The organism is Pelorhabdus sp. sgz311002 (assembly GCF_056134285.1).
The window spans coordinates 1-12,290 of record NZ_JBWBCL010000006.1; the positions used below are offsets into that span (position 1 = coordinate 1).

General features: G+C 40.5%; 12 protein-coding genes. 2 read left to right on the forward strand and 10 right to left on the reverse strand.

From position 1 onward, the window contains the following. The 6 genes from AC0NJP_RS10455 to AC0NJP_RS10480 all read right to left on the reverse strand — a co-directional run. A partial coding sequence (locus AC0NJP_RS10455; protein ID WP_474699846.1) for an aldolase/citrate lyase family protein occupies positions 1 to 167 on the reverse strand: 167 nt, incomplete at its 3' end. 10 nt (positions 168 to 177) lie between these two features. Then, entirely contained in the window at positions 178 to 450 is a 273-nt protein-coding gene (gene citD, locus AC0NJP_RS10460) for a citrate lyase acyl carrier protein (RefSeq protein WP_474039806.1), read from the reverse strand. 38 nt (positions 451 to 488) lie between these two features. After that, a complete protein-coding gene (locus tag AC0NJP_RS10465; protein ID WP_474699769.1) occupies positions 489 to 2,519 on the reverse strand; it encodes a methyl-accepting chemotaxis protein in 2,031 nt (676 codons plus the stop codon). Positions 2,520 to 2,583: 64 nt separating this feature from the next. Beyond that, positions 2,584 to 4,044, reverse strand: coding sequence for an SLC13 family permease (locus tag AC0NJP_RS10470; RefSeq protein ID WP_474039809.1), 1,461 nt, complete (start codon positions 4,042 to 4,044; stop codon positions 2,584 to 2,586). A 25-nt stretch (positions 4,045 to 4,069) separates the two neighbouring features. Beyond that, the gene (locus tag AC0NJP_RS10475) at positions 4,070 to 5,233 is read right to left on the reverse strand and encodes a PrpF domain-containing protein (protein ID WP_474039810.1); all 1,164 of its coding nucleotides are present in this window, start codon (positions 5,231 to 5,233) and stop codon (positions 4,070 to 4,072) included. A 20-nt stretch (positions 5,234 to 5,253) separates the two neighbouring features. Then, positions 5,254 to 7,185, reverse strand: a complete 1,932-nt coding sequence (locus tag AC0NJP_RS10480; RefSeq protein WP_474039811.1) for an aconitate hydratase — start codon at positions 7,183 to 7,185, stop codon at positions 5,254 to 5,256. A 183-nt stretch (positions 7,186 to 7,368) separates the two neighbouring features. On the opposite strand from AC0NJP_RS10480, the gene AC0NJP_RS10485 reads away from it, so the two are divergent. Both AC0NJP_RS10485 and AC0NJP_RS10490 read left to right on the forward strand, forming a co-directional pair. Further along, positions 7,369 to 8,241 (forward strand): LysR family transcriptional regulator, encoded by an 873-nt coding sequence (locus tag AC0NJP_RS10485; protein ID WP_474699770.1) that lies wholly within the window; start codon positions 7,369 to 7,371, stop codon positions 8,239 to 8,241. A gap of 194 nt (positions 8,242 to 8,435) precedes the next feature. Further along, positions 8,436 to 9,125, forward strand: coding sequence for a YidC/Oxa1 family membrane protein insertase (locus AC0NJP_RS10490; protein WP_474039813.1), 690 nt, complete (start codon positions 8,436 to 8,438; stop codon positions 9,123 to 9,125). 55 nt (positions 9,126 to 9,180) lie between these two features. Here AC0NJP_RS10490 and AC0NJP_RS10495 read toward each other — a convergent pair whose 3' ends face one another. The 4 genes from AC0NJP_RS10495 to AC0NJP_RS10510 form a co-directional block, all read right to left on the reverse strand. Continuing rightward, entirely contained in the window at positions 9,181 to 9,375 is a 195-nt protein-coding gene (locus AC0NJP_RS10495) for a YwbE family protein (RefSeq protein WP_474699771.1), read from the reverse strand. 118 nt (positions 9,376 to 9,493) lie between these two features. Continuing rightward, a complete protein-coding gene (locus tag AC0NJP_RS10500) occupies positions 9,494 to 10,072 on the reverse strand; it encodes a flavodoxin family protein (protein ID WP_474039815.1) in 579 nt (192 codons plus the stop codon). Positions 10,073 to 10,138: 66 nt separating this feature from the next. Then, the gene (locus tag AC0NJP_RS10505) at positions 10,139 to 10,945 is read right to left on the reverse strand and encodes an enoyl-CoA hydratase/isomerase family protein (RefSeq protein ID WP_474039816.1); all 807 of its coding nucleotides are present in this window, start codon (positions 10,943 to 10,945) and stop codon (positions 10,139 to 10,141) included. A 437-nt stretch (positions 10,946 to 11,382) separates the two neighbouring features. Then, a complete protein-coding gene (locus tag AC0NJP_RS10510; RefSeq protein ID WP_474039817.1) occupies positions 11,383 to 12,270 on the reverse strand; it encodes a hypothetical protein in 888 nt (295 codons plus the stop codon). Positions 12,271 to 12,290: the final 20 nt, after the last annotated feature.

Sequence of the window (12,290 nt, forward strand, 5' to 3'; positions counted from 1 at the left end):
TCTTTTATGGCATGGTACACTAAATTACGTGCCGAATCTTTTTCGGCAATAGAGACTGCGTCTTCACAATCAAGAATAATCGTATCGGCGCCATAAATATCAGCATTTTGCAGCATTCCTGGATTATTGCCAGGGACAAACATCATTGTTCTTCTCAGTTTTTCCACTACTCGCACCTCACTTCATTGCTCTATTAAGAGCTGTTTTCAGTCGTGCCCGTATTGTGCAATCCAAAGCGCCTTTATCACTGGCTTTAATGATTGCTTCTGTAACACCATTTTCGGCAAGTACGGCTTCAATAACCGCTTTGATCTGTTTACCATACTGTTTCAATACCGGACTGGTCAGTTCAATTGCGAGACCTGCTCCTGCCGTCGCTGGCGCTACCGTGATATAAATATCATTGGACTCCATCGTGCCGGCAACCGCCATTTGTACAATTTGACTCACTTCGATCCCTCCATATTCATACTAAAATTCTTATAACTTCATATTAAAAATTGATTCACATTTTCACTTAAATCGCCAGCTAATTGAGCTAAAGAACGACTTGCTTCGGCAATCTCACCTAAAGCGGCGGCTTGTTCTTGGGCAGCTGCAGAAATCGTTTCTGTTTCAGCTGCATTGTCTTTCGTAATTCGATCTATATCACACACAAGATCAACTAACCCTTTACTATGTTCGGTAACTTGATGAATGGCTGTTGAGAATTCTGTAATCTGTCGTGACAATACCACAATGGATTGGACAATTTCCTGAAAAGTTGTTCCAGTTGACGTTACCACTTCAATCCCTCGCCGAATTCCTTTTGTTCCAGACTCCATTGTTACGACAGCTTGATTCATATTTTGCTGATTCGTTTGAATCAAAGCGCCAATCTGCTGCGCTGCTTGGTTAGAAGCTTCGGCTAATTTCCGAACCTCCTCGGCAACCACCGCAAAACCACGACCATGTTCACCGGCTCTTGCTGCTTCAATCGCTGCATTTAAAGCCAATAAGTTCGTTTGTCCCGCAATTTGAGAAATCAAATTGACAATATTACCAATCTCCATCGAACCTTCGGCCAATTTAGCAACAGCTTGTTCTACCTCTTCGGAACCTTTGCCAATTTGCTGCATTTGTGCAACAGCTTCTTCTACAGCAACAGTACCTCGCGTTGCCTGTTGCGATGTATTACGGGCTATATCAACCATAGCGTCGCTTGCAGAAGAAATCTGCTCTGTCCTTTCAGCAATTTGCCGCGTAATTGTGGCAATCTTATTAGACAATACTGCTGTATCGGCGGTTCCTGCTGCAATTTTTGTGATAGATTCAGCAACTTGTAACGAAGCTTCGGAAGATTGTTGCGCACTGGCAAGAAACTCTTCACTTGCCGCCGCCAAATGATCCGACTTGTCCTGTACCTGTCCGACTAAGTTACCTAAATTATTTTTCATAGTAATAAAGCCTGTACTAAGCTGTCCAATTTCATCATGAGATTGAACTTTTACTTCCCGACTTCTAAAATCGCCTTTAGCCAATAATAGACACTCATCGCGAATTTCGCGAATCGGCGAAGAAAACTTCCTGCTGAAAAAAACAATCAATGCAACCGACAATAGCAAAAACATTGCAGAAATCACTAGTAGAACACGCGATAGTTGATTCGTTGCTGCTGCGATTTCCTGCTCTGGTGCCGAAACAAAAACTACCCATTTTTGTCCGCCACCTAAATCTACTGAAGATGCGATCCCATGATGCACTACACCATCAAAGTTTGTATATTGACCACTACTTTGTCGTCCCTGCTCCGCTTCATGAAATAAAGCAAGCATCCGCTCATCTACTTCTTGCAAAACAGTTTTAAAACTCGGATCAATTTGTTTTTTCGTAATATTGATCTGACCATTCAATTCTGGCTTTTGTGCATGAGAAATAATAATGCCATGTTGATCTAAAATAGTAATAAAGCCAGTTTCCTTAACCTTCTTATCCTGAATTAAACTTGTAACATGCTCTAGTGATACATTGCCTGTAACGATCCCAGTCAACATGCCGTTTTCGATGACTGGCACTGCAATAATCAGGCCCAGCTTTCCTGTTCCCCTTGTCAACATGGGATCAGAAATATATAGTTTATGAGTTTTTACAACGTTTTTTACATACTCTTTATCAGATACATCCGTAGTGGATCCATCAAACCTGACACCTTTGCCACTAGGCTGCAAACAGTTAATATTATCAAAATCGCCAGTACGCTGCTTCATTTCCTTTAAAATACTTACCACTTTAGCTGAATCGGTATTCTTTTGAATCGCTTCCTGCGAAGCCAAATCTTCTAGTTCAGTGACCCGTTTACTAATAAGTGTTTTCACTTGATTGGAGTAATCGGAATCAATGGAATTGATAACTTCTCGATTACTTTGTTCTAATGCTTTCATAGCCAAATAATAACTAGTACCGGAAAGCACAATAAAAGAAACCGCAAAAAGCGGTATAAATAAAATGAGAAGACGAATACGCACAGTGTTTATTTTCATAACGAATCCTCTCTCTTAGCGACTATGAAAAGAGCAGGGGCATAAAGCCCCTACTATTAATGAATTAAATTAATCCCAGCCAATGCCAATAGGTGTTAACAAATAAAATATACGCTCCCAAACCTAATAAAGTAAGCGGAATGCCAATTTTAAGCATATCACTTTGTTCATAGGTCCCCGTAGAATAAGTCAACAGGGTTGCCGGCGTATTAACTGGCAATAAGAAGGAAAAGTAAACCAAAAATGACGATATTAAAGTGACACTCCAGATAGGAATATCAGGATTATTAAAGTTAGTCAATAAGCCGAGCATGGTAGGTACAACAATGGCTGCTAATGCGACAATACTAGAAAAAGCAACACGAATGACGATAATCGGCACCGAAATAGTGGCAAGAATCATGGCAGCACTCATCGATTGCAGCCCCATATGCCCCAGGGCAGCATTGGCAGCCCAGGCCGCAGCACCCGTCTTAAGAAGCACTTCTCCGATCGTAATACCGGCACCAAATAAAACTAAAGTACCCCAGCCAACGCGATCGCTCATTTCTTTCCAGGTAGCCACCTGTGTCAGGAAAATTAGCAATGCTGCAAATACGGTAATCGTATTTGCATCAATATGATGGGTATGCTCAGTGCCCCAAAGCAAAATAGTAAACGCAAAAATCCAACCAATCCGCTTTTCTTTCGAAGTCATCGGTCCAAGCTCGGTCATATACTTAGTAATGAGCGCCTCGCCGCCTTCTAACTTTTCAAACTTATTCATGGTAATAACCAGCACATACATAATAATTCCCAGAACCACAGTGAACGGTCCAGCATAAATAAACCAGTCTAACCAAGTAATTGTGTGATTCAATTGACTGGCTAACAGACCTACTGTAAATGGATTTGGTGCACCTGCCGTCAAAACCGTCCCGCCAGTGATCGCTGCAGTAAAGCCAGTAACTAACATAATTTGCTTGGCAAAAGCACTTTTTTTATCTACTTTCAGCGCAGTAATAAGACCTAATGCCACTGGAATCAAAGCTGCCGCCCGCGCCGCAATCGATGGAATGATAAAAGACAGTAAAAATCCGGCAATAATCATGCCGCCAATAATTTTCTTCGGTTCTGTCCCAACAACTCGCAGAATATTAACAGCGATTCGACGATCGAGCCCGGTAAACCGAACAGCTTCTGCTAAAAAAAGTCCGGCAGCAACCAAGACCCAGCCCGAATTCACAAAACCCGACATAGCCATAGGAATCGCTTTCCCAGTTCCTAAAAGTTTACCGGAAACGCCTTTTTCCGGTGATAATCCAAGCAGCATAATCATTAAAAAAGTAATTGCTATACCACTAACAGGAAAAGGCATTGCTTCTGAAATCCAAATATACACAGCAAAAGCAAGGACTCCAAGCATTCTGTGCCCTGCAATTGACAAACCATCAGGATTTGGCAACAAAACGATACCGATTAATATAGCTAACGCAATACCAATATGAATTGGCTTATAGGGATTCTTTTTTATAACTTCCGACATGCCTTTTCCTCCTACAATTCACTTTTTATTTTGGCTCTTCACCATGAAAAACCTTGCGTGAAACGTATACAAAACCTTCCATTATGGGCTTGGCTGTACGACTGACCCCAGCCTTGACCAAATTCCACTTTTTCTGTTCATTTAGAAGCTCGATTTCAAAGCCTAGCACACCGGACGGATGGCCTAGACGGACAATTCCGCTTTTTTTCGCTGTTTCACTTACAATTTCATTGACTACAGTCCCGTCAATCAAAGCAGCTGTCGATGCACAAATTCCGCCAGTGACAGCATACGCTTTATGCAGCACAGCCATTGCCTTAGTACGAGCAACCAAGTCAATCTCTTCTGCGCGTATTTCAGCTCCTGTAGTCGTTTTATACGTCTTAGGTGCAGCTACAAAAGCAACTTTAGGTACAGCTGGGCCAACTTTTTCTTTACTATCAGCAAGTCCCATCATGACACCAGCTGTCGTACGCAAATCTTCCATTATCGCTAAAATTTCCGGATTTGTTTCCGTATCCTGGGGCAACTCCAAGCCAGTAAGCCCAATATCTTCCGCCTTCACAAATATAGAAGGATTGGCAGCATCAACTAAACTAACTCGTACCTTTTTCCCTGTTTTTAACGTAATTTCATCTACCACATTCCCTGTTGGCAACAACTTTCCTGTTTTTGCCCCACCGGAATTTAAAAAATTGAGTACAATCTTAGCACCTGTTCCTGGCACGCCGTCAATTGCATAATCACCCTCTGTAACAACCTCGCCATCTTTCACAGGGATCGATGCTTCAATAATTTTCTTTGTATTTGTGTTGTAAATCCTAACAGAAGTGATAGGTTCTACTGCTTTCACAAGACCTTGTAAAATAGCATAAACCCCTACGCCTGACGAAATATTACCACAATTCCCTTCATAATCGACAACGCGATCCTGAATCCCCACATAACCGAAAGTGTAGTCAATATCCACATTTTCGCGCTCGGAAACACTAAGAAGAGCTACCTTGCTTGTTAAAGGATCAGCCCCGCCCATCCCGTTAATCTGGCGAATATCAGGACTACCGTAAATCGCCAAAATGACTTCATCACGCTTCGCAGGATCTTTCGGCAAATCTTTCGTCATTAGATAAACACCTTTACTGGTGCCGCCACGCATATATAATGCTGGGATTTTTACATACTCTTTCATTTGTCCACATCCTTCGATGCTTATTTTCCGCCCTTAGCAGCGTAATTCAACAGACCTCCGCTAAGCACGATCTCTCTTTGGCGATTTGTCAGCAAACATCTTGTTTTAAAGCTATAACCTTGTGTTTTGTTAAGCACCGTAATCAATTCTGACTGGACGGCTTCATAGACGTTTTCTACTACAACCTCATCGCCGTCTTGCAAGCGGTCATAATCGGCATCATCCACAAAGGTCAGCTGCAAAATTCCAAAGTTAATTAAATTAGCGGAGTGAATTCGTTCAGCGCTCTTGGCTAACAACAGGCGAACGCCTAAATACATCGGGCAAAGTGCTGCATGTTCCCGAGAAGAACCTTGTCCATAACTTAATCCGGCTACGATGACTGAATCAAATCCTGATTGTTTATTAGTTTTACATTTTTCCGAAAAAGTCGGATCTATATGATAAAATACATATCCCGAATATTTAGGCACATTCGAGCGATATTTCAAATAAGGTCCAGCAGGCATAATATGATCGGTAGTAATCTTATCGCCTACCTTGATCGAAACTTTCGCTGTCAGCGTTTCTGGCATAGGTGTATTTTTCGGCGGCTCACCAATATTGGGTCCGCGAAATACTTCGATATCAGACTGACAGGATGGTTCAATCATCAAACTGTCGTCAATAAGATATTTTTCCGGCAGTACAATTTGCGGATAATCAAGCGCTAAGTCACGAGGATCCGTAACTTTTCCTGTCAATGCAGCAGCCACTGCTGTTTCAGGGCTTACTAGATACACATTTGCATCTTTCGTGCCGCTGCGCCCTTCATAGTTACGATTATTGGTTCTAAGGGATACTGCTTTTGTCTGCGGGGCCTGCCCACAGCCAACACAAAACCCGCAGGCCGTTTCTAAAATCCGCGCTCCAGCTGCAATCAAATCACCAAGTGCACCATTTTCAGCAATCATCGCAAGAACCTGCTTACTTCCTGGTGCAACGCCGAAGCTTACTTTGGGATGTACCTTTTTGCCTTTTAGCATAGCGGCAACCATCATCAGATCACGATAGGAGGAGTTCGTACAGCTGCCAACAAGTACTTGATTCACTTCTAATCCTTCAATTTCTCGGATCGTTTTTACATTATCAGGTGAATGAGGACAAGCGACATTAGGCTGAATTGCTGCAAGATTCAAATTAATCACCTGATCATACTTAGCATCTGCATCAGGTTTTAGTTCTTGCCAATCGCCTTCGCGCTCTTGCGCTTTAAAGAAAGTATGAGTCAATTCATCACTTGGGAATATAGAAGTCGTCACTCCCATTTCTGCTCCCATATTCGTAATCGTTGCCCGCTCTGGTACGGTAAGATGAGCTAGACCAGTGCCGCCATATTCAATTAATGTTCCCACATTCCCTTTCGTAGTGAGAATTTTCAACATTTCGAGCACAATATCTTTTGCCGAACACCAAGGCTGCAATTTTCCTTCTAAATTTACTCTGATAACTTTGGGGTAAGTAAGATAGAAAGGACCGCCTGCCATCGCTACAGCAACATCAAGACCACCAACACCAATCGCCAACATTCCTACCGCACCAGAAGTAGGCGTATGACTGTCTGAACCAATGAGTACTTCACCGGGACGACTCACTCTTTCTACATGAATCTGGTGACAAATACCATTTCCGACCTTAGAACATTTAATCCCATATTTATCGGCTACAGTCTGCAAATATTGATGATCATCAGCATTTTCAAAACCGTCTTGCAACGTATTATGATCAATATACGATACTGAAAGCGTTTTAACTCGATCAATCCCCATAGATTCAAATTGTAAATATGCCATGGTACCAAGGGCATCTTGCGTTAAGGTCTGATCTACGTGAATGCCAACTTCGCTGCCTGGCGTCATCTCTCCCGAGACAAGATGTGCACCAATGATTTTTTCTACTAAATTTTTTCCCATTTCCCAGCCTCCATTCATTTTTCATGATCAAAAAAACAATTTATTCTGAAAACAGTATTCAGATAATAAATAGGACATTGCCTGTTGATTTTGATTGTAGTACAATAATTAAAATATATAAAATATTTCATTTCTATTAATCCTCATAGATTTTTTCGATCGAGATAAAGCGAGGTATGTCTTATGAATGAAAAAGACTGGCTTATGTTAAAAATTATTGCTGAAGAAAAAAATATTACGAAAGCAGCCAATCGCTTGTTTATTGCACAGCCCTCAATGACGTATCGTTTGCAACAACTTGAAAAAGAATTTGCTACGAAGATCGTCTCCAGGAATTCGACCGGCGTCACACTAACCCCCGAAGGTGAATATCTTCTTGCTTATGCAAAAAAAATGCTTCTGGAGTTTAGAGCTGCAAAAGAAAAAATTCAAGATATGTCTGGTAAGGTACAAGGGACTTTACGTCTTGGCTCTTCGGCAATCTTTGCTTACTACGAGTTACCGCGACTTCTCAAAACATTCCTAGAAATGTATCCTTTGGTGGATATTTCTTTGAAAACAGGACTCAGTCAAAAAATTAACCGCTTGCTGCAAACCGAAGAAATCTCAATCGCCATTGTTCGCGGTGACTTTGCTTGGGATACTGAAAAATATTTGATTCGAGAAGAGCCGATCTGTCTTGTATCCCCCTCGCCGCTTACGTTAGAGGATTTACCGAAAAAACCACAAATTACGTATGGAACAGACTCTGCACTAAAAAAAATGATTGAAGAGTGGTGGCGACAGATTTTTGCCGTTCCACCGCTTATCAATATGGAAGTTGATAGCATGGATACTTGCCGTCAAATGGTCTTAAACGGACTTGGCTGGGCTGTCTTTCCTGAAATTGGTTTGCCTAAACAAGATGATCTATTCGTACAACATCTATTCTGGAAAGATGGTACGCCGCTCAAACGACGTACCTGGCTTCTATATCATGCCGATTCCTTGGAATTATCGGCAGTTCAAGCTTTTATCGAATATATAAAAACAACCTTTGCTACTGATGACATATAGACCTGTGTCAGTACCGCAGTATGGATCTCTAAAACCCCACGCCTAGCGTGGGGTTTTCTATTCGCGCAAAAAACAGGCATTTCCTAAAAATCTAGGAAATGCCTGTCAGACAAAATTTTATTCGGTTATTACTAAAGTAGGCTTATCATTTGTAAATCAAACAACTTTGCAATAATAAAGGAGTTGTTTGTTCGATGGCGAATAAGCTCTTTCATAAGATTACTATTGAATGTACCACATTAAAGGATGTGAAATATGTGTTTGATCATTTTATTGAATTTATGCAATCTCTGCTAACCTTTTTTTATAATATCACGTTAAGCCTCGGCTTCCCTAATTATGGCATCGCCATCATTTTATTAACACTCGTTATAAAAACTATCTTATTTCCGTTAGCAGCCAAACAAACAAAATCTATGAACGCAATGAAATCATTAAATCCTCAATTAAAAATTTTGCAGGAAAAATATAAAGATGACAAAGTACAGTTACAAAAAGAAATTTCTCTTTTATATAAAGAAGCAAAAATAACCCCGCTCGCAGGCTGTTTACCGCTTCTCGTACAAATGCCAATTTTAAGCGGTATGTTCTATGCGCTGCGTAATTATAACTATGTAAGTCATCCCGGGTTTCTCTGGATCAAAACGCTATCTGGCTATGATCACTTGTACATTTTACCTTTATTAGCAGCTCTGACAACCTATTTTTCTTCGCAACAAAGCCTGCCTGCAACAACTTCCAATGAACAAAGTAAAGTAATGCTGCTCATCATGCCTTTTTTCGTTGGCTACATGACAATGAATTTCCCCGCCGGACTTGGTTTATATTGGGTTATGGGCAATCTAATCCAAATGTTACAACAATATTTCTTGCAAAAAACTTAAAATGATACTCAGAAGTAATACACCTCTGAGTATCATTTATAACGAGAAAATTCTTCTAATCGATTACTTCTTGAACTCTCCCGACAATTCCATCGATCAGCCGTACTTTTATTCCGCGATGATGCACGGCACTATTCGTGAGAATATCTTTTACTATGCCTTCGGTTAATTGCCCGGTTCTTTGATGAATCTTTTGTACCACTTTAACCTTTGATCCTGGTTTAATATTTCTTCGCTCTGTTCCATTCATAAAACCATACCCCGATTCCCAAACATTCATTTTCCAGCAGCATGGAATAGCCGCTCTGATAATTGATGAATATAATCAATTATTCTCCGCATATGATCTATTCCCGCTGAAGTCATATTCAAGCTAGACTAATCATCTTTTGTGCAAACTGACGGGAATGTTGCGCTTTCTCCTCATTCATAAACACCGATTGATAACCTAAATCTCTCTCTGCTAGCATCCCCATATATTGTAATTGCGAGTGCTTACAATATCGTTTGATCCCTTCTTCAAACAAATCAGCGCCTTTTTCAGGCCGATATCCACAAGTGGCAATGATCGCTAACTGTTTTCCACTCCAAAGCGCTGGGCCAACCTTCTCACCATAGTACTTATTCATACCATACACCATCCGGTCCAATAAAGCTTTCATGGGCGGCGTACAATACCATGAGTAGATTGGCGTCGCTAGCACAATCACATCACAAGCAAGAATGTTATCGAAAATTTCTTGTACATCATCCTTATAATGACAGCCGAAAATCCCCCAATCCTTTTGGCAAATTCGACAAGCAATACAAGGCTCAATTTGTGTTTCATGAAGCCAAGTCAGAGTGTGCTCGACGTGGTTCTGCTCTAATTCCGCCATAAATGGCTCCAATAGCGCTATGGTATTCCCGTTTTTCCTTGGGCTTCCCATGAGAATATAAACCTTCATTTTACAACTCCTTATCCTCTGTTATACAGAGATGTACTGCAATGCCACGCGCTACTCCATTACAAGCTATTTTCCTTGAAAGATTGGCAGCCGTTTTTCCTTAAAGGCTTTAACGCCTTCTTTATGGTCTTCCGTTTGCATACAAATCGTTTGCAAATCAGATTCCAATTCCAACACACTTGCCAAATCCAGATTGCCAGAGCGATTAACCATTGATTTTACCATACTAAGTGCAATTGGGGCACCATTAGTTAACTGCTCAGCAAAGGCAACCGTCTTACTTTCAAGCTCAGCATCGGCAAAGATCTTATTGATAATGTTTAATTCTAATGCCTTTTGCGCATGAATCAGGTCAGCAGTAAACATCAGTTCTTTCGCTTTATGCATCCCAACGATCCGTGGTAACAAATACAAGCCGCCACAGTCGGGAATAAGTCCAACTTTCACAAAGCTCTGGGCAAATCGAGCAGATTCGGCACAAAATACGATATCACAGGCTAATGCCAAATTAAAGCCAGCTCCAGCAGCTACCCCATTTACCATAGCAATGACTGGTTTTTTCATGGTCATTATTCGTGTTACGATTTCCCCTACTTCTGAAATAAATTTTCTGGCGGCAATCGGGTCAGTAATACTATTTATGTATTCTAAGTCACCACCAGCGGAAAAAGCCCGACCTTCGCCAGTCAGTATAACAGTCCTGATAATCGGATCATTTTCTACCTCCTGTAAGGTACAAAGCAATTGATTCACCATGTCTTGATTCAACGCATTCATGGCTTTGGGTCGATTCATTGTAATAATTGCAATTTTGTTCGCTGTTTTTACTCTTACTACCTGAGATTGCTCTTTATTTAGTGCTTGATCGGTCATCTTCTTATCCCCTTTTTTTCATATTTTCAGCAGCAAATCACCTACTGTTGCTAAGTATATTTACTACAACCAGTAGAGAAACTGCCATAAGAACACCATGATTACCATCGATAAGAAAACCGCAAGAAAACAATTGCCCCAAATCACCCATACACCTACATTTAGTGTTTTCTTCATATTAATTATACCACTGTGGCGTGTCATGATCATAGTAGACAAAGCTACGGTATGATCACCAACTGCTACAATATCAAAAACCGCTGAGATAATAAATCGTAATCTATCATTTTTACCTTGTTTGAAGAGATGCCAACGCATTTCAAGTTGTCACTGAATGGATCAATAATAACTAGAAAACGCCTGCTCTATAATGAAATTCATTATAAAGCAGGCGTTTTCTAGTTTCTCAGTGTTTCTAGATTAATCCTTATAGAGCTTTAGCTTAGATGTGTCAGCTTCTTGGCTATTAATTTGAGCATGAAGTTTGCATCTGTAACCATAGTTAAAAGTTCGTTCATTGACAGAGTTTCAAGTGAAACTACATCAGGGGAGGAGTCCAATATCATAGCTTGGGCAGATATATTTTTCAGAACTGATTTAATAACTGCACTTTGAATGCTATCTTTGATTTTACTACTAGCAATGGCCAGTTGAGTAACTTCATCGCGAAGTTTCACGATTGTTTCGGGCGAAGAGTTATTTGCGAGTTTAATTTTAATTGCATCTATGGATTCAGCAATTTGATAATGAAAATTTTCAGCAATACACTTGATTAGATTTAACGCTGATGGAACAGATATGGCGCGTACTGCGGGAATAATAGTAACATCTTTTCGAAGATAAGAACGATACGTTGGCGACAAAAGACCGCCTTCTCCCACAAAACGGTCAACGCCAATTATATATTTTGCGCACTGAATCCGTGAAGCAACTTCTTCTTCTGACAACTCCCAATAAGCAATAGGGATAAAGTTGACACCATCAATGCCAATTTTTTTGCAATACTTAATGAGCGCATTTATATATTTAAGATAATTATTAAATATATATACGTCTTCGTTTTTAGGGATACGAGCAACATCAATAAAAAATCTTGAGTTTGGCATCAGATCTATTGTAAAAATCTCTTCTTTAGGAATTAATTTTTGTAGAAGGTGAACTTGGGTTGGCGTACAGATATAGATGTCAGCCTCCGGCCTGTTTACCATTTCAGGTGTAAAGTAAGTTTGGATCATTAGGTTCTCATCTATAATGGATTGTATTATATTGACGACCTCTTGCGCAATTAATTGTCCACTGGCAAATACCGCTATTTTTAATTCCATGTGGCTGCTCCTTTACAAAC

Bases quoted from the DNA above. Each gene is read 5' to 3' on its own strand.
- AC0NJP_RS10465 (WP_474699769.1), bottom strand. From the start codon at position 2,519: ATGAAAATAAACACTGTGCGTATTCGTCTTCTCATTTTATTTATACCG.
- AC0NJP_RS10470 (WP_474039809.1), bottom strand. From the start codon at position 4,044: ATGTCGGAAGTTATAAAAAAGAATCCCTATAAGCCAATTCATATTGGT.
- AC0NJP_RS10475 (WP_474039810.1), bottom strand. From the start codon at position 5,233: ATGAAAGAGTATGTAAAAATCCCAGCATTATATATGCGTGGCGGCACC.
- AC0NJP_RS10480 (WP_474039811.1), bottom strand. From the start codon at position 7,185: ATGGGAAAAAATTTAGTAGAAAAAATCATTGGTGCACATCTTGTCTCG.
- AC0NJP_RS10485 (WP_474699770.1), top strand. From the start codon at position 7,369: ATGAATGAAAAAGACTGGCTTATGTTAAAAATTATTGCTGAAGAAAAA.
- AC0NJP_RS10490 (WP_474039813.1), top strand. From the start codon at position 8,436: ATGGCGAATAAGCTCTTTCATAAGATTACTATTGAATGTACCACATTA.
- AC0NJP_RS10495 (WP_474699771.1), bottom strand. From the start codon at position 9,375: ATGAATGGAACAGAGCGAAGAAATATTAAACCAGGATCAAAGGTTAAA.
- AC0NJP_RS10500 (WP_474039815.1), bottom strand. From the start codon at position 10,072: ATGAAGGTTTATATTCTCATGGGAAGCCCAAGGAAAAACGGGAATACC.
- AC0NJP_RS10505 (WP_474039816.1), bottom strand. From the start codon at position 10,945: ATGACCGATCAAGCACTAAATAAAGAGCAATCTCAGGTAGTAAGAGTA.
- AC0NJP_RS10510 (WP_474039817.1), bottom strand. From the start codon at position 12,270: ATGGAATTAAAAATAGCGGTATTTGCCAGTGGACAATTAATTGCGCAA.